Consider the following 26,085-nt stretch of genomic DNA (forward strand, 5'->3'; position numbering starts at 1 on the left):
TTACGGGTGTATCACGCAGTATTCATCAAGAATTAATATACTGTTATCCGTGCCGCCCGATTGTGAGAGTTCATTTGAAGATGAAAAACTATCCATTCAGCCTTCGCCGCCCGCTCTTCCGCTCTCAGCTGCTGCTCTCGACCGCATTGATCGGGATCGGGACGCTTGTCGCTCCGGCGGTCGGGTATGGTCAGGATTATTACCTGGATAATACTCAGGAAGAGGGCGACACGGGACTGGAGCCCGAGTCAGGTACTTGGAATTTGTCCAGCACGATTTGGCGCAAGAATGGAAATGGTGCCGCCGTGGCCTGGCCGGACGGTAGTAACACGGCAGTACTGACGGTAGGAGCCGACGATGATGCCGGCAATAACGACGTCACGCTTACCTATGGTGGAACGGAACCCTTCACCCCGGATGAAATCCGGCTGGACTCCGGGAAGTATACGCTTGCGGGCGGGACGATCGGAGCCTCGGGCGATGAGTTAAGGTTGAACAATCAGGCCGACACATGGGCCGAGTCGCTCACGATCGATGCCGCTTTGGCAGGCAGTGTTGTCATAGGGGATGGTGTGCCCGGTGACCCGAGGCGTAGGGTGATCTATCGAGGCAACTCGTTACCGTCCGAGGATGTCCAGATAATGGATGACCTTACCGTTGAGGCCGACGCATGGTTCAGAAGTACTGGCACGACGACCGGCGAGTTGACGAATCTTGGTCGAGCAGATCTCGATGGGATACATTACGGCACGGTAAGAAACACCGATGGGGCCGTGTTGTCGGGAAATGGGACCATTGATCGGGGCGAGTCTCGCGATAGGGCATTGCAAAATGATTCCGGAACGATTTTTCTCAATGGCGAAACGCTCAAGGTCGTTGGGGGGGTCGACAATTCGACTGAAATCACTCCTGAATTGTCTGAGGAAGAGGTGGAAGCAATCCCGTCGGCGACATTGACCGGATACGGGACCTTGGCTGGCGCTGTCTTCAATCACGAGAAGGGAACGATAGAGACCGGCGGGGATTTGTATGACGGTACCGGTGGCGAGCTGCTGATTGGGCGGATCAAGAATGACGGCACTATCATTCTCAATGACAATGACACGCTGGCCGGCAGTCTTGTCGAAAACCATGGAAGCGTGAGTATAACCGGTTCCGGGATGATCTCTGGGAATTTGATACAAATGGATGGCGGAACGCTCAACCTCGATCCGGATGGCGAGCTGTTGGTTGGCAGTTTCACGAACGATTATTTCATAGAACCGGCCCAACCCCATCACAGCATTTTCAGGAATCCTACGCTGATCATCGAACAAGGCCAGGCTTTGCGCTCTCGGCCCGCCACCGACGGGGACATCGTGAACAACGGTGTCATGGAGGTGCGGAATGGAACCCTCGACGCTGCCGGTCAAATCCGGAATAATCCGGGGGCGGGGTTGCTGCTGTATGATGGTGCCCAGTTAAAAGGTCAGTTGGTGAATGAAAATTCCGGCGGACAAATGGGTACGATCCGTGTCACTCGGGACGCAACAGCTACCATAACCGGTGAAGTGCTGAACCACGGGCTGCTCGAGGTGGCCGCCAACAAGGCGCAATCGGCCTTGACTGTCCAAGGTCCGAACGCCACTTTCGTGAATACGGGCGTGATAGATGTCCGGAAACAAAGCAGTACGCTGACGATTACTGCAGATGAAATTCAACTTTTGGAAAGCTCGGATATCGAGGCCGGGCGGGTGGCCTTTGACGGGACCGTGACAAATGCGGGGACGCTGAAATATGTCCACCAATCGTCCAAGGCGAAACTGTTCGGTGAACTGACCAATACCGACACCGGCATATTGGCGTTCCAGAGAGAGATTGATGGCGGTGGCCAGGACATTGTCAATTTAGGCAGGATGACTGTTGAGCCGACGGATGGGATATATGGCGGTTGGGTTAAGGATCTCGGCACGCTGACCAATTGGAACAGCCTGACTGTTGCCACGTTCGACGACAAGATCGGCGACTTGTCCGCGGCAACCATATTGAACAGGGGTGATATAACGCTGAAAGGCGGAAGTATTACCGCTACAGAGCGGTTCTCCAACTATGGTGATGGGCACATATTGTTGAACAGCGGTTCGATCAGGGCTGATGACCTGCGTAATGCCGGAACGTTGCAGGGCGCAGGCACGATCTATGGAGATGTGACCAACATCGGAAAACTGCAGGAACTGTCCGGCGAGATTACCGGCAGGCTGACCCATCAGGACGGAACATTCGATATAAATGAGTCCCTGTCCGTCGGAAGCCTTACGAATGACACGGATATATTGATCGACGATGGGGAAACCTTGGCTCTGACTACTGCGGAGGTTTCTGAAAACAATGGCACGATCACCGTTTCAGGTGCTCTTTCGTCGGAAGGAACAATTAAAAACAACACCGAGGCGAGCCTGATCCTGTCCGGCGGAAAGGTCAGCGGTGATGTCGAGAATTCGGGCGAGATAAGCGGATCGGGAACGATCGACGGGGTCTTGACGATCACCGGAGGCGATACTCAAGCTGATCCGGAGGTGCTGGCCGGTCAATTGATCGTCGGGGATTCGGATACGATTGCGGTCGTGGATGGTATCGAGAATTCGGGTGCCATCGACGTTTCGGGCGAGCTTTCGACGGATGGTGTTCTCAATAACAACGCTGGCGGATCGCTGATACTGAACGGCGGTAAGGTCGAGGGGATCGTCAATAACCATCTCGGCGGGGTGATCGATGTCGAGGCGAATTCGGATATTGTTGGTAAGCTGACCAATAGCGGCAAGATCGAAGCGATCGGTGTCGGGACCCACAGAACACTGGATATCGAAGGCGATTTCATCAACGAGGGAGTCATCGATGTCCAAGATGGCGATAGTCTCCTGACGATCAATGCAGCTACCATCGCATTGAATAAAGGTTCCGCGATCAATGTGAATCAGGTTGAACTGTTCGGAACGGTGCAGAACAATGTTAAGTTGAATTACAGTGAAGACGGGGCGATATCGGGTGAACTGATAAATGGCACAGCCGGCCAGATAACGATCTCGGCGGCTGTCGATGGGCAAGGCAATGACATCGACAATCAGGGCTCCTTGCTGGTGACGAGTGATGTGGATTCGAATGGCAATCTGCATAATGTTGGGAATCTCACCAATTCGAATAAGATAATCATCAATGCGGACGCATCCGTCTCGGCCGATAATATTATCAATGAGATCGACGGTGTGATGCGGGTGGACGGAACGTTAAGTTCGTCGGATTCGGATATTGCGAACAAGGGCGTTCTGGACGTGTCCGGAGTCGTCAATGGACGCTTGAATAACTCCGGCGGAAAAACAACGCTGTCCGATGGCACGATCAATGGTGACGTAGCGAATTCCTCGACATTGTCCGGAGCCGGAACCATCGATGGTTCTCTTGCGAATACGCAAGACGGCAATGCGACGCTCGGCGGAGCCGTTGGTGCGGTTACGAATGCGGGCCAGTTGCAGACCGGCGGCGATCTGTCGGTCGCTAGTCTGAAAAATACCGGTCACGTGAAGGTCAACGAGGGTGATGCGCTGAAATCGGATCACGTGGTGAATAACCAGAACAGCTTGCAGATTGACGGAACTTTGCAGGCGGGGCTGAACAACCATTCCGGTGCAACGACGACGTTGTCCGGCGGTAAGGTCACACGCAGTGTGAAGAACTCGGGTACCTTGAAAGGTTCGGGCACCATTGGCGGGCAATTAACTCATAACGAATTCGGGACGCTCAACATCGATGGGAAACTTTCGGTGGATAGTCTGCTGAACAAAGGGGAATTCTCGGTAGGATCCGGTGATACCCTGAGTTCTGACAACGGCGTGGACAACGATGGGACAATCACTGTCAACGGGACGCTCATCGGTGGCGTCGATAATTCGGGCACTTATAAACAGTCCGGTATTCTCGATGGCTCGCTCGTGACCACTGGTAAGGCATATGTCGGCGGGAGGGTTGCGGGCAATCTGGATTATGTCGAGGGAATGTTGGCCCTGAACGATGGGGTCACCATCGAAGACACTCTGTTCCTGAGGCAGGATTACACCGTTAACAACACGGTAAATGCCTCCCGTACAAAGGTTTTGTCCGACGTGGAGCTGCAGCTTGGTGGCACACTTTCCGGCAGCTTGGTCAATGATGGTACCGTGACCGCCGGTGATGGTGCCAAAGTTGGGGGGGTGCTGCGCAATAATGACGACGGTATTCTGGTCGCGAGCAACGACACAGAAATTGGAGGGATACTCCGAAACAATGGCATTGTGAGCCTGCAAAAGGAGAAGGACGAGCCGGGGGACGTTCTTACGACAGGAGGTCTGGCGGGAAGCGGGTCATATGCTCTGGATGTCAATTTGAGCGATTTCACCGCCGATAGAATTGTCGTCGAAGGGGGCGCCGCCACCGGACACTATGATTTGCAGTTGAACTATATAGGCGAGGTGGGAACGACGCAGATTGGCGAACGCGTGACGCTTCTGGATGTCGATGACGCTCTAGGTGCAGAGAACGATTTCACCTATATCTATAATACGACGAGTACCGCTTCCGAAAAGCTGGTTTATTCGGTTGAGCAACCAGGTGCGAACGGTGACGTGTACATGATTGGGCAGGTCAACCCGGCGATTGGCGCGGTGTTCGGCAATGTGAAGCTGACACAATCCCTGATCGGTTCTGTGGTCAACCGTCCTACGAGTCCATTCGTGACCGGGCTGGCCTTCGAGGATCCGGAAAAACCTTGCGGAGTCGGTAGTTGGGGGCGCGGTACCGGCGGTACCGCGAAAGCGACCGGGGCGACAGATAACGGCGTCAGCAAGATCGAGAGTACGGTCGACGCAACCTATTACGGTATGCAGGTTGGGACGGATTTCGCGTGTTTCGATGGCCGCTATGCCGGATGGAACATGTCCTTTGGCGGTTTCCTGGGGGTCAACCAGGGCGATACCACGCAGCCGGTCTATGCCGTGGACGGTCGCGATTCCCGGCAGGTTACCAGGGTCCTGAGAAGCCGCAACGAGGTCGATTTCGATCAGCTTTACGCAGGTGTCTACGCAACCGCGACGAAGGGGCGGATGCAGGCCGACCTGCAATATCGTCATGAGCGGACGGATTTCACTATCGATAACAAACCGGTGACCGGTGAAGGGCTGGGATTGGACAATGCGGATTTCGCCAGCACCGGAAGCACGCTGAGCGGCTCGTTCAGCTATATCCTTCCCGTTGGGGATGACGGCTGGACGGTCGTACCGAATGTGGGCTTCGCATATTCGCGCCTGTCGACGGATTCGATCGAATTTTCGGACGAATTCCAACTCGATTTCGAGGACAATGAATCCAAGGTCGGCTTTGCCGGGGCAACGATTGCGAAAACCTTCGTGCAGCCAGAATCGAACTCGGCCATCTATGCCTTTGCGACCGGCACGGTTTACAAGGATTTCGCCGATCCAGGCGTATCGTTCTTGTCGAGGCCGGGAGACGAGAGCTTCGAACCGCAGCGAATGACGACGGATCACCTGGGAACTTACGGCGAAATTAGTCTCGGCGCGAATTACGTCAAGGTGTTGCAGCCCGGTCCCGGATTGCGCCCCCGGCAGCTTAGCGCCAGCGCCCGGCTAGATGCGCGTGCGGGGGACGGGTTGGAAAGCGTGGGTCTGACCGGGCAGTTGCGTTTGCAATTCTGATTGGCATCAGCGGCTCACTTGCTTAGTCTTGCCGCATTAACAGAGTGATGCCCGGCTGGTGGAATGCTTTTCGGGTATCTCGTCGCATTCGATAAGAGATTGGGGGCCAAACCCGCATGTCCTGGTTCAGCAAGGTCGCCTGGAAAGAGGGGCTGTTCATGCAGCCCCAGCATTTGCAGCAAGCGGACCGCTATCACGAGCACCTGATCCATGCACGCACCCGGCTTATAACGCCGTATCCATGGGGGGTGGGTGAACTGGTCGTGGACCGGGATCAGGCTCAGCAGGGTATGATTTCGCTACGTGCGGTATCGGGCATCATGCCTGACGGGACACCATTCGATGCGCCCGATACTGCGCCGCTGCCGGTTGCAGTGCCTGTGCCTGACGACGCGGCGGGACTATTCGTCTGGCTGACCCTGCCCGACAGTTCGCCGAACATGCGCGACACGGCACCCTATGACGACGAAGGGGCCACGACCCGTTGGGGTATCGTGACCGAGACCGTCAGCGATTCGGCCTCGTCCATGCGGACCGAACAGGTGCTGGAACTGGCCGTTCCCCGCTTGGAGCTTGCCATTCGCAAGACCCCGCGCCCTGGTTATCAGAATATACGACTGGCCCGGATCACCGAGGTGCGTGACGGGGTCGTGACCCTGGACGAGACCTTTCCACCCCCTTCCCTGGTGATCGGGGCGCATCCGCAAATTCTAGGCTATCTCACCCGTGTGATCGGCTGGATCGAGGCTCGGCTGGAAAGTCTCGCGCGCTATGCAACCGATCCTTCGGCCGGTGGCGGTCTGCAGGCCAGCGATTACCTCATGCTGATGGCGTTGAACCGTCAGATCGGCGTATTGCGGCATATGTCGCGTACCTTTGCTGTCCATCCCGAGGCACTTTATCGCGAGTTGGTTGCACTGGCCGGAGAATTGGCGACCTTCGACAGCGGCAACCGCCACGCGCCGGATTACCCGCCCTATGATCACGACGATCCGAAAGAGGCATTCTCGCAGATCGTGGCAGATATCCAGCGGTTGCTGTCCCGCGATGTGGGCCGGGCGATCCGCTTGCCGCTTCGCGAGGTGCGGCAGAATTCCTATCTGGCAGAGGTTCGCGACCGGAACCTGTTCCGCGAGGCGAGCTTCGTGATCGAGGTCGAAAGCGCCAAGCCCCTGACAGAGGTGCAACGCCAGTTCCCCGAGCTTTGCAAGGTCGGTCCCAACACCCGGATGTCCGAGATCGTGAACAACAACCTGCCGGGCATCGGGCTGCAGCATCTGCCCAATCCGCCCCGGCAGATCCGGGTCCTGTCCTCGAATGTTTACTTCCGGCTCGAAAAGAACTCGCCCCTGTGGCGTGAATTTTCGACGGCACCCGCGATCGGGATGCATTTTGCCGGTGACTGGCCGCATCTCAAATTGGAGCTGTGGGCCGTACCCGAGAGGTCGTGATGGCTGGCGATGACGATGATGACAAAACGGTATTCGGCGGGCCTGTGCCCGGCGGCACGCCATTTGGTCAGCGTCCCGGCCCGTCCCCGAAGGGGCAGCAGCCACCGGCAAGCGATGCCTGGGGCCGTCCTGCGCAGAAGCGGCCCGGGCAGGGGGCGTCACCCTTCGATCAACCACAACCGGCTTCGGCCTCACCCTTTGGTGAAAGCGGGCCGAACGCCTCGCCTTTTGGGGGGCCGGCTCAAGGCGGACAAACCTGGCTGGGCCGTCCAGCTCCTCCTCCGGCGCCGAGCGCCGATCCCTCGCAGATAGGTCGGGCGGCGGGCCCGGATTCACGCGGGTTCTTTCCGGATATCGCCCAACCCAGCCAACAGCAGCCTGCCCAACAGGCACCACGGATCGCTCTGCACGAGGCGTTGAACGTCCGCGACCTGGGTGCGGCATCTTCCGCCAATCCATTGCTGGCCTCTGCAGCCAGCCTGTTGATCCTTCTGGGGCGTCTGCGGACCGGGCTGGTCGAATTGCAGGTCGCTCCGCTGATGGAGCATGTGACCCGCGAGATCGATCGCTTCGAGCGGAATGCGCTGGCGGCGGGGGTAAGCCCGCACGAGGCGCTGGTGGCGAAATATGCGCTATCGGGGACTGCGGATGATATCGTGCAGAACCTGCCGGGTAGCGCTCGCGGCGACTGGCAGCAATATTCGATGGTTGCGCGGTTCTTTCACAAGCGCGACTCGGGCGTTGGTTTCTTTCAAGAGGCCGAGAAAGCCATGCAGGCGCCTGCCCAGCAATTTAACCTTCTAGAGTTGATGCTGGTCTGCCTCTCGCTTGGTTTCGAGGGACAGTTCCGTACTGCGCCCAATGGTGCGGCCGAACTGGCCCGTATCCGCAGTGCCATCTATGAAAGCCTGCGCCGCGTTCATCCACGACCGGATGAGGATATCTCGGTCATGTGGGGGGCCGTGATACAGGGGCGCGGACGACGCTTCGGTGCTATTCCGATTCCGGCGGTGATGGGTATTTCGGCGGCGGCAGTGGTCGCCATATTCGCGGTCTTCGCCACATTGATCAATCGCGACGGAGCAGAAGCGGCCGAAACGATGCGCGGGCTTCATCATGGAGTGCCGATCATCCAGGTCGACCGGACTGCTGCCGCTACCGCCTACGTGGCCGAGATTCCGCAACTCGACCGCATCCGTTCGGCCTTCTCGGATGAAATCTCCGACGGTCTGATCAAGGTCGAGGCCAAGGGGGATTACATCGCCATCCGGGTAGGTAACCTGCAGCTTTTCGATACCGGCGCGGTCGAGGTGAAACCCGGCTTCGCGGAACTTGCTGACCGTATAGCCGAGGTACTGAACGGTGAAACCGGGCCGATTCTGGTCGAAGGGCATACCGACAACGTACCGATGTCGGGGCGTGGCAGGTTCAAGGACAATTATCAGCTTTCCACCGCACGTGCCGAAGGGGTGGCGGCGGTATTGGAACCGCTGCTGTCCGACTCGGACCGCGTGACGGTCGAGGGGCGCGGCGCAGATGAACCGGTCGCCGACAACGCGACGCCCGAAGGTCGATCCGAGAATCGCCGGGTCGAGATCATGTTGGCGCGTGAAGGCACCTATGACAGCGCTGTCTCCGATGGCGAAGCAGAAGTCGCACCGGAAGAAAACGCCGAGACGGAGGCGCAGAATTGAGACTGCTTGGTCTGAACATCCGCTTTCCGCGCTGGCATAAACATGCGTGGTGGCGCTGGACGGTAACGATCCTCGGGATCGTCGTCCTCTGTGCTGCCATCTGGATCGGCGGCCCGATGACGGGCTGGGCGCCCTTGGCGACCCTGTGGCTGCGGCTGACGATCATCGGCACGATCCTGTTCGTGTTCTTCCTGATCCTGTTCATCCGCTGGCGTCGCCGTGTCCGCGCCGCGCGCGAGATCGAAGAGGCACTGGTTCCGCCCGAACCTGAAGGGGACGGCAAGGTCCTTGCCGAGAAAATGCAGGAAGCGCTGGCGGTTCTGAAGAAATCTGGCGGTGCGTCCTCGCTTTACGATCTGCCATGGTATGTCATCATCGGCCCTCCCGGTGCGGGCAAGACGACGGCGCTGGCCAATTCCGGTCTGGATTTTCCGCTGGCCCATGACCAGGCGGTGTCGGGCTTCGGCGGCACTCGGAACATGGATTTCTGGTTCGCTGAAGAGGCGGTGCTGATCGATACGGCGGGGCGCTATACCACGCAGGACAGCGACTCCGTGGCGGACAAGGCGAGTTGGGACTCCTTCCTCGATCTGCTGAAACGCACTCGCCCGAACCGTCCCATCAATGGCGTGATCCTGTCCTTCTCGGTCGAGGACATGATGCGCGAGGATGCATCATCACTGGCTCACCACGCCGAGATCGTCCGGGCCCGCCTGGCCGAGTTGCATGAGCAGCTCAAGATCGATTTTCCGGTCTATGTGATGTTCACCAAGGCCGATCTGATCGCAGGGTTTCGTGAATATTTCGCCAGTTTCAGCCTGAATCGTCGCAAGCTGGTCTGGGGCGTGACCTTCCAGAACAAGGACCGCAAGGCGATCACGCATGAGGCGGTGCCCGCTGAATTCGACCGTCTGGTGTCGCGGCTGTCGGACGAGATCATCGATCGGTTGTCCGAGGAGCCCGATGGCGTGGCGCGCATCGCGATCTTTGGCCTGCCTGGTCAGATGGCGCTCTTGCGCGACAATGTCGCGGGTTTCCTGCGCAAGGTGTTCGAACCCACGCGCTACAAGACCAATGCCATCCTGCGGGGGTTCTATTTCACCTCGGGCACGCAAGAGGGCACGCCGGTCGACCAGGTTCTGGGGGCGATCCAGCCTCAGGATGCGCCGATGGGTTTTCAGGCAGCCTTCATGTCCGGGCGGGGCAAGAGCTTTTTCATCCATGACCTGCTGCGCCGGGTGATTTTCCCGGAACAGGGTTGGGTGTCACATGATCTCAAGGCCGTGCGGCGTGCATTCGCGATCCGTATCGCCGCCCTGTCGGCAGTCGCAGTGGTTACATTGGGCGGTGCGGCCGCGTTGGGCTATAGCTATTGGAAGAACCTGCAGCTTGTTCGCACCGCCGAGGCCGAAACCAAGGCCTATGCGATGGCTGCGCAGGAGGAATTGTCGCGCGATGTGATCGACGATACCGATCTGCGTCCCGTTGTGCCTTTGCTGAACGATCTGTCCTCGATGCCCGCCGGTTATGGCGATAGCCAGGACCCCAGTTTCTGGGAGGGGCTTGGCCTCGGTCAGCGCGACCGCCTGAACCGTGTCGCCACAGAAAGCTATGCCCAGGCATTGGAACGGATGCTGCGCCCGCGGCTTATCCTCGACCTGGAAACCCGGATGCCGCAGATCATCGCTTCGGGTGAGATGACTGAAATCTACCGCGCGTTGAAAGTTTACCTGCTGCTGGGCAAGCAGGGAGAGACAACGGACGATGCCGCGATCCTGTCATGGTTCGATCAATCGTGGCGGCAGGAATATCCGGGCCGCACCGGGCTTGAGCTCATAGATCAGTTGAAGACGCATCTGACGGCAATGCTCTCCTTGGATGACAGCCGCAACCTGCTGGTCGATCTGGATCAGACGACGGTCGAGCGTGCCCGTGCCGCCATCGCGCAACTGCCTCTGGACGAGCAGGCCTATGCCCTAATCAAGGACGGCGCGATTGCAGCCGGCCTGAGCGAGTGGCGCCTTCAGGACGCTGCGGGCGGCAATACGGCCGCACAGGTCTTTACCACCAGGGACGGGCAGGATCTGGCAACGCTGACCATTCCGGGGCTTTATACCTATGAAGGGTTCTGGTCCTACTTCTACGATCAGCTCGACGTTGTTGGCGAGGATCTGCGTCGCGATCAATGGGTCTTGGGCGATCTGGGCAATTCCACCGAAATCGAGAACCGTCTGGCGCGGCTGGACCGCGACCTTTTGGAACGTTACCGGGCCGAATTCATCACGGCATGGAACGGTGTTCTGGACAATCTGACGCTCAATTCGATGGTGGCGGACAAGCCAAGCTATACCGCGCTCGGCACTGCTGCGTCCGCTCAGGCTTCTCCCATTTTGCAACTAGTCAAGTCCGTTGCGACCGAGACCGGCCTCAGCCGCGAATATGAACAACTCGAAGGTGCCGATCTCGAGGCCCTGTCCGGTGAAGGAGAGGGGGGCAATGCCGAAGGCGAGGGTGTTGCCGGAGCGATTGGCGAACAGATGGGCGCGCGTGTCCGGTCGCGCTCCAGCGGGGTGCAACGCATCTTGCTGGATGCAGCGGCCCAACAGGGTGGCAAGGTCCAGAACCAGGTTGGCGGCGGTGGCGGCGGATCGGGCGAAAGCAACAGCGTGACCGCCCCGATCGAGGCAATTTCGAAGGCCTTCGAGAATTGGCAATTGCTTGTCGAAGGCGAAACCGGACAACGGCCTATCGATACGCTTTTGGGGAACATGGGTGCAGTCTGGGAGAATCTGCGAAATGCGGAACATAATCCCGACCAGGCCGCCGCAGCACTGCCTACATTGCTGAACACGCTGACGCAGTATAATTCCCAGCTTCCCGGGGCGTTGGCACGAATGGTTGACCGCGCGGAAAGCGACTTCCGTTCTGGTGCGTCGGATGCCAGCATCGAGACGATGAATCGCGAGTTGACTGACCGGGTAACCTTCTATTGCCGCGATGTGATCGCTTCGTCCTATCCCTTCGCGGATTCCTCGCGCAGCTTGTCCATCGCCAATTTCTCTCGTTTCTTCGGGCCGGGGGGCGAGATGGACAAATATTATACCGAGTTTCTGGAGCCCTATGTCGAGCGGGGTGATAACGGCTTGAAATGGCGAGAGGACAAGGAAATCACCAGTCGCCTTTCGGCCAATGCGCTCACGCAGTTCGAGCGGGCCGAGCGAATTCGCCGCGCCTTTTTCGCGGGTGGTGGCACCGAGCCTTCGGTCGAGATCACGGTGGCGCAGGTCGATGCCCATCCGACCGTCGAAAGCGCTGCATTGGCAATCAACGATACGGTCGTGCAGACGGCAACCGGATCGTTGCCGCGGACGGTGGTCTGGCCGGGATCGGGGAAATCGACCATTCTGCAGTTGTCGCCCCCGCTATCACGCAATTCGGTGATGCGCTTCGAAGGCAGCTCATGGACCTTCATCGAGTTTCTGAACGCTGCCAGCTACAAGGAGCAGCGTGGCGACACGCTGCGCGCGACCTTCATGCTGGACGGACGCAATATCACCTATGACTTCACCATCAACGCGCTGGCCAATCCATTCACCATGCCTGAACTCCGTGAGTTTGAATGTCCGCAGAGCATCGACTGAACGCCGCAGGTATCTATGGCAAACATCCCGGCTTCGGTGATTTCATCGCTGTAGGGTTGCCGGACGACTCGTTGAAGCCACTTGGCGACTGGATGCAGTCGGTGCTTGGTGAATGGCGGGGCTGGGCAGGCGACGCTTGGCAGAGCCTGTTCGATCACTCGCCGCGGTTGGGTTTCTGGATAGGCCCGGCATTGCTCGCAGGCGATGCTTTACGCGGGGTCTGGGCGCCATCGCGTGACAAGGCAGGGCGGCGCTTCCCACTCATCGTCGCGCAATCCGGTGGTATGGCTCCGATCCTGGAGCCGGCGCCGTCATTCTATGAGGCAGCGGCGGCTGCGTTGGCCAGGTTACACGACAGCGAGGCGTTCGAGCCTCGCACGATGGTTGAAAGGCTGCAGGCCGAACTGCCCGCGGCAGCGTCCGAAAGCGCCGCTTGGCCGACATTCTGGGCGCTCAATCCGCAATTGGACCCGGCATCGCTGCTAACGAATTTGCAGGCTGCCGATCATGCGCATGCGAGCGCTGCACGTAGCTATTGGTGGTTTGCGGGCGATGCTGACCGGCCCTCGGGGGTGCTGGCCTGTCAGGGCTGGCCCGGATTGGCCGAGCTTGGCTGGCTGATCGCGGGCGGTCAACAAACCGGCGGAGCTGGCGGAGGGGAGGATGTGGCATGAACGAGGCAAATCGACTGTTCTCATTTGATGTTGGGGCGTTGACTGACAAGGGCCGCGTCAGGTCGCATAACGAGGACAGCATCGCCTCTTTCCCCGAGCTTGGGTTATGGGCAGTCGCCGATGGCATGGGGGGGCATTCCGCGGGCGATGTTGCCAGCGCGCTGATCGTCGAAGAGCTTGGCTCGCTCGGGGTCTCGGTCAGCGCGCAGGATCAGCGCGCCCGAATGATGGAACGCCTTGACCGTGCGCATCACCGCATTTCCGAACATGCTCATGACAACGATCTGGGGACTGCCGGGACGACTATTGCTGCCCTGTTGATCCACGAAACCGAGTTAAGCTGTGTCTGGGCCGGTGACAGCCGGATATATTTGCTGCGTGATGGCACGCTGACGCCGCTGACCCGGGACCATAGCGAGATCGCCCAGATGGTCGCCTCCGGCGTGATGACCGAGGAGGAGGCGCGCGTGGCACCCGGCCGGAATGTCATTACGCGTGCTATCGGGATCGGCTCTGAACCACGTCCGGAAACCGTCAGCGGGGTGGTCAAGCCGGGGGACCGGTTGCTTTTGTGTTCGGATGGACTGACCGAGCACTTGGAGGATGCCGAGTTGGCCACGATCCTGTCGGAACCGCAATCGGCAACGGAAACGGCAGAAGAGCTGATCGCGATCACCCTGCAACGCGGCGCGAGGGACAATGTCAGCGTGATCGTGGTGGATTGCGAAGCACGGGATGCTTTCCTGGAACAGGACGAATGACGTGATGGCCGACGAGGACGATCCTTCTCGCAAGACCGATCCGCCCTCGCCGGAAGGTGAGTCGTCAGACAGTCCGGCAAAACCTGCCGAAGCATCCGAAAGCGGCGCTTCGGCGGATGACAGGACCGTGTTTGCAGATGAATCTTCCCCCCCGTCAGAGGCGGGTTCGAACGAAACGGTGATCTCGGAGGAAGAGCCGCAGGTTTCAGTTCCTCCGCAAGCTCCCGAACCGACCGTAATCGGCGAACAACCCGAAGCGCAGGGAGGAGAGGTTCGGCTGGTCGAACCGGGCACGCTGATCAACAACAATTACCGTATCCTGTCATTGGTAAGTGCAGGCGGGATGGGAGAGGTCTACCGCGCCGAGAATGTCTTTACCGGCGATCCTGTTGCGGTGAAGGTAATTCTTCCCAATCTGGCACGGGACGAGGCCGTGCTTGACCTGTTCAGGCGCGAGGCGCGGCTCTTGGTGCAGCTTCGCGACGAAGCCATTGTGCGCTACCACAACTTTGTCCTCGATGGCGGGTTGGGGCGCTACTGCCTGATCATGGAGTTCGTTGAAGGCCGCCACCTGGGCGCGCGCGTCAAAGAGGATGGGCCGCTGCCGGATGACGCGGCAATCACGTTGATGCGGCGCATCGCCCGTGGTCTGGATCGCGCCCATGCGCGTGGTATCACCCATCGCGATCTTTCGCCCGATAACGTGATCCTGCGGGACGATCATATCGACGAAGCCGTGCTGATCGATTTCGGTATTGCCCGCTCGACCGAGCTGGGTGACGGATTGGCAGGGCGTTTCGCAGGAAAATTCAAATATATAGCTCCAGAACAACTGGGGCATGCCGGCGGTGAGATTGGTTCTCGCACGGATGTCTATGGGCTCGCGCTTTTGATGGCCATGGTCGCAAGGGGCAAGCCGCTCGATATGGGCGATTCGGTCGTTTCCGCCTCGGCTGCCCGGCAAGCGATTCCGGATATGTCCGGGATGTCTCACCGGCTATTCCCGCTGCTACAGCATATGCTTGAACCCGACCCGCAGCGGCGTCCCGAGAACATGGGGGCGGTGTTGCGGATGCTCAACGATCCGACAATGCTTCCCGCCCAGTACCGTCTGCCATTATGGTCCGCCGCCAAGTCGGGGGAACAGGAAGAAGGCACCGCCGGAAGCTTTCCATCCCTGACCGGAGAGCCGACCAAGACGGATTCCGACAGTCCGTTTGCCGTGGTACCGGGAGCCTATTCGGCCAGGCGGGAGACGCCCGCTGGTCAATCGGTCAAGCCAAGAAAAGGTGGCCGGATTCTACCCATCGGTGCTGCTCTGACTGTCGCTGCCATCGTGGCCGGGGCGGGGACATGGTGGATGACGCGCGATGCTGCTGACGAGGCGCCACAGGTTGTCGAGGCAGAGATGGAAAAACCCCGGGATCTGGTTGCCCGCGATTCCACGACGCGCGAAGGGTTTCTGGCCAGTCAGCCACTGCCTGATTGCAGGTTTGCCGATCGGATTGCCTCGGGACCGAATGCCGGGATGATCTCGGTTCTCGGTACGTCCGATCTCGCATCGCCGGAACTGGTGGATGCCTACGAGGAAGCGTTTGGCGTTCGTCCTGCCGTGGTGGAAACACGTGTCGCCGCCGATCATTGCTCGACATTGAATTTCTTGGGCGAGGTTTCGGGACGTCCTGCCGCGCCGCCTGAATTGACGGGCGGTATCAGATCTGCCGAGTCCGGTTTTCAACTGGTGGGAAAGGTCAGGCCGGATGCGGGACGAAACCTGTGGCTGTTTCTCGTGTCCCCGAGTGGCGGAATCTATGATCTGACCGGCCAAAGCAAAGAGACAACGGATGGCCGCAGTTTCGGTGTCAGCATTTCCGCGGCGGCAACGGGTGGCAATCAGGATGTAGCATCATTCCTGCTCGTCGCATTGACGACCGAAGCGCCGATAACGGCGGTTGCTGCAGCCCCATCTGGTGCGCCCGCGACCGAGCTTTTGCCGCGTGTTCTGGATGAATTGCGCGCAAATGGTGAAAATCCGGCGGTGAGCGTTTTGGCGCTGCGAGATGAGACACCGGAAGAACCCCAGGAAAACTCACCGGAACCGGATGCGCCCTGATCTTGGATCGCCTGTCAATATCGACCGTCGAACCGCACGAAATCCATCACGCTTCCCTGTCCCGGCGCAACCTCTGACCAGCTATCGATCTGGAAATCGACGACCAGTGTCGCGGCGGTGGGATAGCGGCGGAATTCCGGTTCGAGCGGTGCGCGTGCGGGTAGCATGGCCGCGAACTCCGAGATGCCGGGATTGTGCCCCAACATCATCACCGTCTGATGGCTGGCGGTGCGAAGAATGGTCAGCATTTTTTCCGGGCTGGCATGGTAGAGACCGGGTTCCATACGGATGAGCGGGCGAACTTCCAGGGTAGCGCTCGCGACTGCCTCCCATGTTTCCCGGGTGCGGAGAGAGGAAGAGCAGAGAACCTCTTCAGGTTCGTAGTCCCGACTGGCCAGCCAGTCGCCCAAAGCAAGCGCCGAACGGCGGCCACGGTCATTTAGTGGTCGGTCGTGATCCGCGAGTGCGGGGTCTTCCCAAGCCGATTTGGCGTGGCGGGTCAGGATCAGTCGTCGGTATCCAAGCGGAGTCATGTGGGAACTGCCTCATATGCCATGCCAGTCGTTCAGGCAGCCTGCCACAGCTTTTGCCATTCGGGCAAGCACTCTGGGTAATCTTCCCTTACAGAGAGCGGATGAACTCAGAGGCCGCCTTCACCCTGTCGCAACCCGCGCGGTTTGACCCGCGGCTCGGTCGAGCGGATGATACTGCCAGCCCCGTCCTCGGTGAATAGCTCGAGCAGGCAGGCATTCGGTCTGCGCCCGTCCAGGATGACAACAGCGCGCACACCCTCCTCGATGGCTTTCAGGGCGGTTTCGGTTTTCGGGATCATGCCGCCGGAGATTTGCCCATCGGCGATCATGGCGTGCGCCTGATCGGGTGTCAGTTGCGTGACTACCTCCCCAGAGGAATCCTTGACGCCCGCCACATCGGTCAGAAGCAACAGGCGATCGGCCATCAAGGCCCCCGCGATAGCCCCCGCTGCGGTGTCGCCGTTGACGTTGAAGGTCTCGTTATCTTCCATCCCGGTCGCGACCGGCGCGATGACCGGGATCATTCCGGCGCCGGAGAGATCGCGGATGATCTGCACATTCATCTCGACAGGGCGGCCGACAAAGCCCAGCTCGGGATCGTCCGCCTCGCAGACCATCATGTCGTCATCCTTGCCCGAGATGCCGACCGCGCGCCCGCCCGCATCGTTGATCGCCTGCACGATGCGCTTGTTGACCAGGCCCGACAGCACCATTTCGACGACTTCGACGATTTCCTTGGTGGTGACGCGCTTGCCGCGGACAAAGCGGCTTTCAATGCCCAGCTTGCCCAGCAAATGATTGATCATTGGACCGCCGCCATGGCAGACAACCGGATGCATACCGACCTGTTTCATCAACACGATGTCGCGGGCGAATTCCTCCATCGCCTTGTCGTCACCCATAGCATTGCCGCCGAATTTGACCACGACGACTGCACCAGAATAGCGCTGCAAATAGGGCAGGGCTTCTGAAAGAGTGCGAGCGGTGGCTATCCAGTCCCGGTTCATTTTCTGCTTTCTCATCCTTGGGCCCCTATGCAACGCGGTGACCCTAAGGCGGGCGAAGCGATCAGTCCAGAGCCGCGATGATCGCGCGCAACGTCTCGATTCCCTGCCCCTTGTCGGATGAGGTCACGACCAGTTGTGGAAAGGCAGCGGGATGTTTCTGCAGTTCGGTTTCGACCTGTTCCAGCACCGGCTTGATCGCGTTCGGCCCCAGCTTGTCGGCCTTGGTCAATACCACCTGAAAGGGCACGGCTGAGCGGTCGAGAAGCGTCATGATCTCATGATCCACCGGCTTGATACCGTGACGCGAATCGATGAGGCAAAAGGCGCGGCGCAGGGTCGGGCGACCCGCCAGATAGGATTTGAGCAGCGATTGCCACTTGGCGACGACGGCGACGGGCGCCTTGGCGAAACCGTAACCCGGCAGGTCCACCAGGTAGCTGTGATCGCCAAGGGTGAAATAGTTGATCTCTTGGGTCCGGCCTGGCGTGTTCGAGGCTCGGGCAATCCCCTTGCGTCCCGTCAATGCGTTTATCAGGCTGGATTTGCCCACATTGCTGCGTCCGGCAAAGCATATTTCCGGGCGATCTGCGGGGGGTAGCCCGTCCATCGCCACGACGCCTTTGAGGAACTCGACCGGGCCAGCGAAAAGCAGGCGGGCGGCTTCTGCCTGTTCGGCTTCGGCTTCCGGTGCGACGGGAAAGGCAACCTTCATGCGCTGACCTTGTTTCCAATGGCGATGTCTCCGCCGGTGATCACCTCAGCATAAATGCCGAAATCGGTCGCCCCATAAAGCTGATCCAGCGTTTCGATCATGTCGAGATCACGCTCGCCGCTTTGTGTATCTGCGCTGGTTGCGTCGCAGCGGCCGATCTGTTCGGTGATGCGCAGTTCGACCTCGCCGATACGGATAATCTGGCCGATCATGTCGCGTTCGGCAAAGGGCTCCCACCCCTCGACCCAGAGATTGCCGCGCCAGCGGGCGATGCCCAGGTTCTTGCCGACCCGGGCCTCCAAAGCGGCAAGGCTGTCCAGCGACAGGATCGAGATCCACGGCCATTTGACATCGGTCCAGATCGCGGCACCCTTGACCAGCCGCGTGGGGGCGGGCGCATCGGGGGGCCAGAGCGAGCGCAGCCAGTCGATCAGGCGATCGGCCTCGGTTGCCGGATCGAAGGTCAGGTCGGGGCGTGTGGGCTGACGCAGTGCAATACGCCCGTCTTGCCAGCCACCGCTGATCGCCTGCAGAGAGGCCGAGGCGACTCCGCGAAGAAAGCAGGATTTTGGCAGCCAGCGGTCCGGTTCGCCATCCGTTTCGCTGCCGCGGGCATTGCGCTCTCCCGATTCGGTCAGCACCGCCCATTCGCGATCTCCGGGCAGCCGGCGAGAGGCTTGCAGGGTGATACGGTCCAGCCCTTCGCCGCCGATCGACTTGATCGGATGGCGGCGGATATGGGCCAGACGCGCAGTCATTTACCGTTGCCGTCTTTTGACGCCTTGCGCGGCCGTTTTGGCAGTGAGGACTTGATATTGCCGAACAGGTCGGGGCGGTGTCCATGCATCGACATGATCGAATATTGCTGCAGGATCGTGATGGTGTTGTTGGTGATCCAGTAGATAACCAGTCCCGAGGCAAAGCCCCCCAGCATGAACATGAAGACCCAAGGCATCCAGGCAAAGATCATCTTCTGCGCCGGATCAGTGGGAGCCGGGTTCAGCTTTTGCTGCATCCACATGCTTACGCCCAGCAAGATTGCCAGAATCGGGAGCGATAGCGAATGCAGCATGGTTCCTTGCGCAGGGGCCGCATAGGGCAGCAGGCCGAACAGGTTCAGCAGGCTGGAGGGATCGGGCGCGGAAAGGTCGCGAATCCAGCCGAACCAAGGCGCATGACGCATCTCGATGGTAACGAAGATCACCTTGTAAAGCGAGAAGAAGATCGGGATCTGCAACAAGACCGGTAAACAGCCTGCCGCAGGGTTCACCTTCTGGCTCTTGTAAAGCTCCATCACCTCTTTCTGGAACTTCATCCGATCGTCGCCGGTGCGTTCCTTCAGCGCTTCCATCTGGGGCTGCAATTCCTTCATCTTGGCCATCGAGATGTAGGATTTGCGGGCCAGCGGGAAGACTAGCAGCTTGAGGATGAAGGTCAGCGCGATGATCGACCAGCCCATGTTGCCGATGAAGCCGTGCAGCCAGTGGAGAAGCTGGAAGATTGGCTTGGTCAGGAAGTAGAACCAGCCCCAGTCAATCGAATCGACGAAGCGATCGATGCCGGGGGTTTCCTGATAGCCCTTGATGATCTCCCAGACCTTGGCGCCGGCGAACAGATAGCTTTGCGATGACCACTCACCGCCAGGCTGGACCGTCTGCATCGGATAACGGGCCTGGGTCTGATAGATGTCGCCGTTTTCGGCATATTTGACGACCGAGGTGAATGTCTCGCCGGGGGCCGGAGCCAGCGTTGTCATCCAGTATTTGTCCGTGAAGCCGATCCAACCGTTTTCATTGACCGTCACGACATCTGCGCGCCCTTCGCGTTCGACCGGGTCCAGATCGACCATGTCCTTATAGCCCATCTCGAACAATTTGCCGTCCTGCATGCCGACGGCCCCTTCATGCAGGATGAAGAAGTTCGTGGTGTCAGGTTTGCCGTGGCGGGCGATGATGCCATAGGGAGCGGCGCTGAACGCGGCGTTGCCGTTATTCTCGACGCTTTGCGAGACAGTGAAGAGATAGTTTTCGTCCAACTCGAAGGTGCGGCGGAAAACCTGGCCCGCGCCGTTATCCCAAGCCAGCGTGACGGGGCTGCCCGGGGCGAGGGTGTCGCCGGACTCCAAGCTCCAGATCGTGGAGTGGGAGGGGACGAGTGAAGGATCGACGCCCGCACCGGGTGTCCAGCCATAGACGGCATAATAGGGCTTTGATCCGGTCGTATCGATCGAAGGATCGGCAGTCCCCGAGGCTGGTGCCAGCAGCCTTACATCAGGCGAATTGTCGTCCAGCGTTTCTTGATATTCCTTCAGCGACAGGTCATCGATGCGACCGCCAGCCATTGAAATCGAACCTTCCAGCGAGGGCGAATCGATCTGGATACGTTCCGCTTTGGCACCCTCAGGCTCTTCGTTGAGATTACCGGTCGTTGCTTCACCTGCCTCAGGGGCGGCAGGGGGAACAGCCAGGCCATCTGCATCCTGTTGTTCGGCAACCGGTTGTTGAGCTTGCTGATCGACCGGAGGTTCGGGTGCGAAGACGGTGTACCAGACCAGGATCACCAGGAACGACAGAACTGTCGCCAGGATCAGATTGCGGTTATTGTCTTGCATTCCGTTACCACCGTAATCGCGTCAGTCGCGCCGGTTCAACAGAAGGGGCCATCAAAGGTCAAGCGGATTTGCCCATTTTGCCTTCTGTTGTCCAATAAAACATACGGAATTTCATGCTTGCATGGTCAAGATGTCGCGAGCAGGTCGAAACTGCCCGCCTTCGAGAGAGAAAGAAGTCAACAGAGATTTCCGGATGTGGCGCCGGGCAGGGAATCCACCTGTTCGTTGTGCCGGGCCAGAAACTCCAGTGTTTGCTCCAGAGGCATGGGTTTGGCGATGGCATAGCCTTGCAGCTCATCGCAGCCAAGCTGGGCCAGATAGGCATGCTCTTGCTGCGTCTCGACCCCTTCTGCGACAGTTTCAATTCTCAGTTTTTCTGCCATTGCAAGAATTGCTGACAGCATCCTCTGTTGGTTGGCATCGACATCGCAGCCGGTGACATAGCTTCGATCGATCTTGATGCGGTGCGCACCGAAGGTGCGGATCGCGTCCAGACTTGCATAGCCTGTTCCAAAATCATCCAAATCCAGACGACAACCGGCCTCCAGCAAGTGCTTCAAATTCTTGTGCGCGAGGGGGTCGCTATTGATCGGACCCATGCTTTCCAACAGCTCCAGCACAAGCCTGTGCGGCGCAATCTGGCGCTTTTCCAGCTCTTGCAGAACTGCATCGGAAAATCCCGGATCGCCCAGTTCGATATTTGAAATGTTCAATGATGCAGTTTCCACGTGAAAACCGGATTTGTCCCAGAATGTCAGAGCATCCAGGACATGCTGCAACATCGTTGCCGTCAGGGCGTTGTGGTCGGCTTCTGCCATTCCCGGCATGAAGTTTGCAGGCGGTAAAATGCCCTGGGTCGGGTGTTGCCAGCGAGTAAGTGCCTCGAAACCCGTCACTCGGCCCGAATGGCAGCAGACCTTCGGCTGAAAGTAGGCGATCATTTGCCCCGCCTTCACCGCGTCAGCGATGGTAACCGGCAACTCGTCGGTCAAATGATCACGGGGTGATTTGAGCAGGATGATCCGGCCCAGTTCGGCAGGCCCGATGCTTTCCATCTTCTTCTGACCTTGCCTGAGCAATCTCGTCTTGCTGATCAAGGAAAGCCGAGGATAGGGTATCAGCAAACCGGTCAGCACCGGTTTGATCATTTGCCCCATGACTGCCAGTCTTTGCTGACCATGTTGCTGTACGCGCCTGGCGACGACCATGGCGGCTGCCCACGAGCGACAGTGCAGCGTTATCTCGAACAGGCCTGGAGCCACAATTTTGACTGGATCTTGCGGGCGGAGCGCATCGCGGAGATTCATGATCTCCTGCTCCAGCAGATGCGACATTCCGGCCTGCTCCAGACGATCAGTCAGAATCTGCATATTTTCTAGGCGCAATAGCAAGATAAGACGGCCGGGTCGCCGATCGATTTCGGGGCGTGCGACAAGTTGGAACAATGCGTTCCATCCGGTGCTGACAAGACGTTCCAATATATCGGTTCCCTTCAAAGTTAACGGGAACCTGTCTTAATGGTGAAAGCTTTTCGTTCCGTTAAAGCGTTGGATTGTGATGCCGGTTGTCTGTGCCGTTTTCCGGATCGCTCGGAGAGAGCGCGAAGAAATCAAACAGTTTCGGATCCAGCATATGCGAGGGCCGCACATTCATCAGCGCCCGGAACATGACCTGGCGGCGACCGGGGCTTCGCGTTTCCCACTCATCCAGCATCTTCTTGACCTGGACGCGCTGCAATCCCTCTTGGCTGCCGCACAGATCGCAGGGAATGATGGGGTATCTCATCGCATTCGCAAAACGCTCGCAATCCGCTTCGGCCACATAGGCAAGTGGTCGGAGAACAGTCAGATCTCCATCTTCATTCAGCAATTTCGGGGGCATGGTTGCCAGACGACCGCCATGAAACAGGTTCATGAAAAATGTTTCCAGAATATCGTCGCGATGATGGCCCAGCACTACGGCCGAACAACCCTCTTCCCGTGCGATCCGGTAGAGATTGCCGCGCCGCAAGCGCGAACATAGCGCGCAGTAGGTGCGGCCCTGCGGAACCTTTGCAGTCACGATGGAATAGGTATCCTGATACTCGATACGATGCTCGACGCCGCGTTTCGATAGGAATTCCGGCAAGACAGTTGCCGGAAAACCGGGCTGGCCTTGATCCAGATTGCAGGCAAGCAGATCGACCGGCAGCAGCCCCCGCCATTTCAGCTCGTGCAGTACAGCCAGCAGGGTATAGCTGTCCTTGCCGCCTGACAGGCAGACCAACCAGCGATCGCCGGGGCGCACCATGCCGTAATCCTCGATTGCGCTGCGGGTTTCGCGAATCAGGCGTTTGCGCAGCTTGCGGAACTCGGTCGACGAGGGGGCGCCCGCGAATAGAGGGTGGATTTCCGTGTCGTCGCTATTGTCCAGCATTGCAGAGCCTTTTTTGAAAGAGCTTATCGCCCGTGCCGATGATCGCAGTGATGGTCGCCACCGCCCGGAACGGGATCAAATCCCTCTCCGCCCCAGGGGTGGCAACGCGCAATACGCCGGATCGTCAGCCAACCCCCGCGAATCGCGCCGTGATGTTTCAAGGCGTCCAGGGCATAGGCCGAACAGGTTGGCTGAAACCGGCAACCATGCCCGACCCAGGGGGAGGCAATCAACCGGTATGCCCGGACCGGCAAGGCAAAAAGTTGCGCCAGCGGGCTCATCGGTGCACCTTGCGCAACGCATGCGACAGATCGTCGCAAAGATCTGCGAACTGGCGGCTGATCGTCACACCGGGACGGCCAACCAGAACGTAATCCCATCCTTGTCGAGCGGCATCGGGCAGGCGCATACGGGCGATGGCACGCAATCGGCGCTTGGCCCGATTGCGCATGACGGCGTTTCCGATCTTTTTCGAGCAGGTGAAGCCGACTCGTGGTGGGGCGTCGTCCCCACGGTCACGTGCCTGTAAAAGAAATCCTGCGGTGCCCTGGCGTCGTCCCCTGGAGGCTGCGACGAAATCCTCGCGCTTCTTCAGAATCTCGGGCATCTTGCCGTTATGCGGGTTGCTGCGCACGCGAAATGCCGCCATGCCTTCATCCTGTGGCCGATACTCAGCGCAGGGATGGGGCAGGGGCGGCATGTCCAAAGCCTTTCACCGGCGGGAAACTCCCACCGGGATACAATCAGGCCGACAAGCGCTTGCGGCCTTTAGCGCGGCGGGCGTTCAGCACGCGACGGCCACCTTTGGTGGCCATGCGGGCGCGAAAGCCGTGACGGCGCGCACGAACGAGGTTCGAAGGTTGAAAAGTGCGCTTCATATTCCTGTCTCCGGGTCGTAGCTTGCGGGTGGCGGTTTATAGCGGGGCAGTCAATACATCATGGCCCCGCACGATGACGCGCCGGTTGTTCGAAGCCCGCTGGATAGTGCAGGCTGAATGCGACGTCAACTGTCTACCTGCGGTAAGTCTGCCACGGTCCCCGAAAATATATCCGGGAACTCAATGCCGAAAAACTTCGTTCGATGTGTAAAACGCGCGCGGTTCTGCATATGTGCCAAGCTGACCGCATAGTATCCGGGACGAAATGAAGCTGAACACGATCTCTGGCCGATTCGCTGCATTGACGATCATTTTCGTCATACTGGCAGAGATATTCATTTTGCTGCCAGCCTTGGCCAGTTTTCGTCGGGACTATCTCGAATCGCGGCTGGAGCGTGCCCAGATCGCCAGTCTCGCACTTTTGGCGACGGATGACGCCTTGGCCAGCGATCTGGAATCGGAATTGTTGCAAAATGCTGGAGTGTTCAACGTCGTATTGCGGCGCGACGATATTCGGCAGCTCGTGCTTTCATCGCAGATCCCTGGACCGGTGGCAGTCACCTATGATCTGCGTGAATCTCGACCCTGGCAGTCGATCATGGACGCTCTCGTCACGTTGTGGGAGCCGGAAGATCAAGTGATTCGGGTGATCGGCGCGCCGGTCAACCAGGCCGGGCAGCTGATCGAGATCACCATGCGGACGGCACCGCTTCGCACTGCCATGATCGAATTCGGATTGCGGTTGCTTGCGATGTCGGCGGCCTTCTCGATCCTGACGGCCATTCTTCTGAACCTCGCTGCGCAACGCTTGATCCTGGTGCCGATCCGGCGCGTGATCTCCAACATGTCCGCCTATGCCGATGCACCCGAGGATCCGCGGCATATCATCACGCCCGACGCGCGTTTGGGCGAGTTGCGAGAGGCTGAAACCGCATTGGCGGCGATGCAGAAGACGGTGACCTCGTCCCTGAAGCAGAAAGAGCGCATGGCGCAGCTGGGGCAGGCAGTGGCCAAGATCAGCCATGACCTTCGCAACATCCTGACGACAGCACAGATTTTTGCGGACCGTCTTGAAGAAAGTGCCGATCCGAAGGTCAAGCGCGCTGCGCCCAAGCTGTTGAACTCCATCACGCGTGCCGTGACCCTGTGCGAGACGACATTGGCATTTGGCAAGGCCGAGGAGCCTGCGCCGTCATTGACCCGCTTCAATCTTGCTCAACTTGCGGCCGAAGTGATCGAGGCCGAGACGTTGGCGGCCACGGCCGCCGGTCAGGTGGAGTTCCTGACCGATATTCCCGCGAGCCTGACGATCCGTGCGGATCGGGATCAACTGTATCGCGTCCTGACCAATCTTGCACGGAATGCCCGGCAGGCGATCGAAGGGACAGGGCAGCCGGGCATGATCGAACTGGGCGCGGGCGAAAGTGACAGCGAGTGGTGGATTCGTGTCGGCGACAACGGACCGGGTTTGCCGGACAAGGCGCGCGAATACCTGTTTCAGCCCTTTACCGGCAGTGTCCGCAAGGGCGGCACTGGCCTTGGCCTGACGATCGCCGCCGATCTTGTCCGCAGTCATGGCGGCAGGTTGGAGCTGTTGCGCAGCGACGCCGAAGGCAGTGAATTCATGATCCGTATTCCCCGCAGGATGAATGTACTGTCGCCGGGCCAGGCCACGACAGCACATTGATCGGAAGGAGTGGTTTTTTTACGGATGCCCCCTTGCATCTCCTGGGGCGCAGCGCTAGATCAGCCTCCTACAACGGACCCGTAGCTCAGCTGGATAGAGCACCAGACTACGAATCTGGGGGTCGGGCGTTCGAATCGTCCCGGGTCCGCCATTTAACTTCCTTATCGTCTGTCAGAGATATTTGGCTT

18 protein-coding genes and 1 tRNA gene are annotated in these 26,085 nt (G+C 59.1%); 9 read left to right on the forward strand and 10 right to left on the reverse strand.

What is annotated here, in order from left to right; translation table 11 throughout:
* Positions 1-74: 74 nt before the first annotated feature.
* The 7 genes from JHX88_RS02440 to JHX88_RS02470 all read left to right on the forward strand — a co-directional run bounded on the left by JHX88_RS02440 (position 75) and on the right by JHX88_RS02470 (position 16,054).
* Positions 75-5,720, forward strand: a complete 5,646-nt coding sequence (locus JHX88_RS02440; RefSeq protein ID WP_076522642.1) for a hypothetical protein — start codon at positions 75-77, stop codon at positions 5,718-5,720.
* Positions 5,721-5,836: 116 nt separating this feature from the next.
* Positions 5,837-7,171: a type VI secretion system baseplate subunit TssK gene (gene tssK, locus JHX88_RS02445; protein WP_076522643.1), complete on the forward strand. Its 1,335-nt coding sequence runs from the start codon at positions 5,837-5,839 to the stop codon at positions 7,169-7,171.
* Positions 7,171-8,865, forward strand: coding sequence for a type VI secretion system protein TssL, long form (tssL, locus tag JHX88_RS02450; protein WP_076522644.1), 1,695 nt, complete (start codon positions 7,171-7,173; stop codon positions 8,863-8,865). The genes tssK and tssL overlap by 1 nt, the downstream gene beginning before the upstream one ends.
* Positions 8,862-12,506 carry a type VI secretion system membrane subunit TssM gene (gene tssM, locus JHX88_RS02455; protein WP_084202746.1) on the forward strand — a complete coding sequence of 1,215 codons (3,645 nt, stop codon included), beginning with the start codon at positions 8,862-8,864 and terminating at the stop codon, positions 12,504-12,506. The genes tssL and tssM overlap by 4 nt, the downstream gene beginning before the upstream one ends.
* Entirely contained in the window at positions 12,485-13,180 is a 696-nt protein-coding gene (tagF, locus tag JHX88_RS02460; protein ID WP_076522645.1) for a type VI secretion system-associated protein TagF, read from the forward strand. Before tssM ends, tagF begins: the two co-directional genes overlap by 22 nt.
* Positions 13,177-13,941: a PP2C family protein-serine/threonine phosphatase gene (locus JHX88_RS02465; protein WP_076522646.1), complete on the forward strand. Its 765-nt coding sequence runs from the start codon at positions 13,177-13,179 to the stop codon at positions 13,939-13,941. Before tagF ends, JHX88_RS02465 begins: the two co-directional genes overlap by 4 nt.
* Positions 13,916-16,054: a serine/threonine-protein kinase gene (locus JHX88_RS02470; protein ID WP_084202748.1), complete on the forward strand. Its 2,139-nt coding sequence runs from the start codon at positions 13,916-13,918 to the stop codon at positions 16,052-16,054. Before JHX88_RS02465 ends, JHX88_RS02470 begins: the two co-directional genes overlap by 26 nt.
* 14 nt (positions 16,055-16,068) lie before the next feature.
* Here the strand turns inward: JHX88_RS02470 and JHX88_RS02475 are convergent, their stop codons facing one another.
* The 10 genes from JHX88_RS02475 to rpmH form a co-directional block, all read right to left on the reverse strand.
* Complete coding sequence (locus JHX88_RS02475) at positions 16,069-16,587, reverse strand: SixA phosphatase family protein (protein ID WP_076522647.1); 519 nt, start codon at positions 16,585-16,587, stop codon at positions 16,069-16,071.
* A 107-nt stretch (positions 16,588-16,694) separates the two neighbouring features.
* Entirely contained in the window at positions 16,695-17,594 is a 900-nt protein-coding gene (gene argB, locus JHX88_RS02480; protein ID WP_076522648.1) for an acetylglutamate kinase, read from the reverse strand.
* Positions 17,595-17,655: 61 nt separating this feature from the next.
* A complete protein-coding gene (gene yihA, locus JHX88_RS02485; protein WP_076522649.1) occupies positions 17,656-18,306 on the reverse strand; it encodes a ribosome biogenesis GTP-binding protein YihA/YsxC in 651 nt (216 codons plus the stop codon).
* Positions 18,303-19,064 carry an MOSC domain-containing protein gene (locus JHX88_RS02490; protein WP_076522650.1) on the reverse strand — a complete coding sequence of 254 codons (762 nt, stop codon included), beginning with the start codon at positions 19,062-19,064 and terminating at the stop codon, positions 18,303-18,305. Before JHX88_RS02490 ends, yihA begins: the two co-directional genes overlap by 4 nt.
* Positions 19,061-20,917 carry a membrane protein insertase YidC gene (yidC, locus tag JHX88_RS02495; RefSeq protein WP_076522651.1) on the reverse strand — a complete coding sequence of 619 codons (1,857 nt, stop codon included), beginning with the start codon at positions 20,915-20,917 and terminating at the stop codon, positions 19,061-19,063. The genes JHX88_RS02490 and yidC overlap by 4 nt, the downstream gene beginning before the upstream one ends.
* Before the next feature lie 176 nt (positions 20,918-21,093).
* Positions 21,094-22,395 (reverse strand): EAL domain-containing protein, encoded by a 1,302-nt coding sequence (locus tag JHX88_RS02500; protein WP_141225727.1) that lies wholly within the window; start codon positions 22,393-22,395, stop codon positions 21,094-21,096.
* A 61-nt stretch (positions 22,396-22,456) separates the two neighbouring features.
* On the reverse strand, positions 22,457-23,332 hold the full coding sequence (ttcA, locus tag JHX88_RS02505) for a tRNA 2-thiocytidine(32) synthetase TtcA (protein ID WP_076522653.1): 876 nt from the start codon (positions 23,330-23,332) through the stop codon (positions 22,457-22,459).
* A 23-nt stretch (positions 23,333-23,355) separates the two neighbouring features.
* Positions 23,356-23,613 (reverse strand): membrane protein insertion efficiency factor YidD, encoded by a 258-nt coding sequence (gene yidD / locus JHX88_RS02510; protein ID WP_076522654.1) that lies wholly within the window; start codon positions 23,611-23,613, stop codon positions 23,356-23,358.
* Entirely contained in the window at positions 23,610-23,981 is a 372-nt protein-coding gene (rnpA, locus tag JHX88_RS02515) for a ribonuclease P protein component (protein WP_076522655.1), read from the reverse strand. Before rnpA ends, yidD begins: the two co-directional genes overlap by 4 nt.
* Positions 23,982-24,075: 94 nt before the next feature.
* Positions 24,076-24,210 (reverse strand): 50S ribosomal protein L34, encoded by a 135-nt coding sequence (gene rpmH / locus JHX88_RS02520; protein ID WP_028725980.1) that lies wholly within the window; start codon positions 24,208-24,210, stop codon positions 24,076-24,078.
* Positions 24,211-24,475: 265 nt separating this feature from the next.
* Here rpmH and JHX88_RS02525 point away from each other — a divergent pair, with 265 nt between their 5' ends.
* Positions 24,476-25,897: a sensor histidine kinase gene (locus tag JHX88_RS02525; protein ID WP_076522656.1), complete on the forward strand. Its 1,422-nt coding sequence runs from the start codon at positions 24,476-24,478 to the stop codon at positions 25,895-25,897.
* A gap of 74 nt (positions 25,898-25,971) precedes the next feature.
* Positions 25,972-26,048 (forward strand) — tRNA-Arg (locus tag JHX88_RS02530).
* The last annotated feature ends 37 nt before the right edge of the window (positions 26,049-26,085 follow it).

Source organism: Paracoccus saliphilus (assembly GCF_028553805.1).
Classification (GTDB): domain Bacteria; phylum Pseudomonadota; class Alphaproteobacteria; order Rhodobacterales; family Rhodobacteraceae; genus Paracoccus; species Paracoccus saliphilus.

Coding starts and splice junctions, on each gene's coding strand:
- tssK (WP_076522643.1), top strand. CDS start 5,837: ATGTCCTGGTTCAGCAAGGTCGCCTGGAAAGAGGGGCTGTTCATGCAG.
- tssL (WP_076522644.1), top strand. CDS start 7,171: ATGGCTGGCGATGACGATGATGACAAAACGGTATTCGGCGGGCCTGTG.
- tagF (WP_076522645.1), top strand. CDS start 12,485: ATGTCCGCAGAGCATCGACTGAACGCCGCAGGTATCTATGGCAAACAT.
- JHX88_RS02465 (WP_076522646.1), top strand. CDS start 13,177: ATGAACGAGGCAAATCGACTGTTCTCATTTGATGTTGGGGCGTTGACT.
- JHX88_RS02470 (WP_084202748.1), top strand. CDS start 13,916: ATGCTTTCCTGGAACAGGACGAATGACGTGATGGCCGACGAGGACGAT.
- JHX88_RS02475 (WP_076522647.1), bottom strand. CDS start 16,587: ATGACTCCGCTTGGATACCGACGACTGATCCTGACCCGCCACGCCAAA.
- argB (WP_076522648.1), bottom strand. CDS start 17,594: ATGAACCGGGACTGGATAGCCACCGCTCGCACTCTTTCAGAAGCCCTG.
- yihA (WP_076522649.1), bottom strand. CDS start 18,306: ATGAAGGTTGCCTTTCCCGTCGCACCGGAAGCCGAAGCCGAACAGGCA.
- JHX88_RS02490 (WP_076522650.1), bottom strand. CDS start 19,064: ATGACTGCGCGTCTGGCCCATATCCGCCGCCATCCGATCAAGTCGATC.
- yidC (WP_076522651.1), bottom strand. CDS start 20,917: ATGCAAGACAATAACCGCAATCTGATCCTGGCGACAGTTCTGTCGTTC.
- ttcA (WP_076522653.1), bottom strand. CDS start 23,332: ATGCTGGACAATAGCGACGACACGGAAATCCACCCTCTATTCGCGGGC.
- yidD (WP_076522654.1), bottom strand. CDS start 23,613: ATGAGCCCGCTGGCGCAACTTTTTGCCTTGCCGGTCCGGGCATACCGG.
- rnpA (WP_076522655.1), bottom strand. CDS start 23,981: ATGGCGGCATTTCGCGTGCGCAGCAACCCGCATAACGGCAAGATGCCC.
- rpmH (WP_028725980.1), bottom strand. CDS start 24,210: ATGAAGCGCACTTTTCAACCTTCGAACCTCGTTCGTGCGCGCCGTCAC.
- JHX88_RS02525 (WP_076522656.1), top strand. CDS start 24,476: ATGAAGCTGAACACGATCTCTGGCCGATTCGCTGCATTGACGATCATT.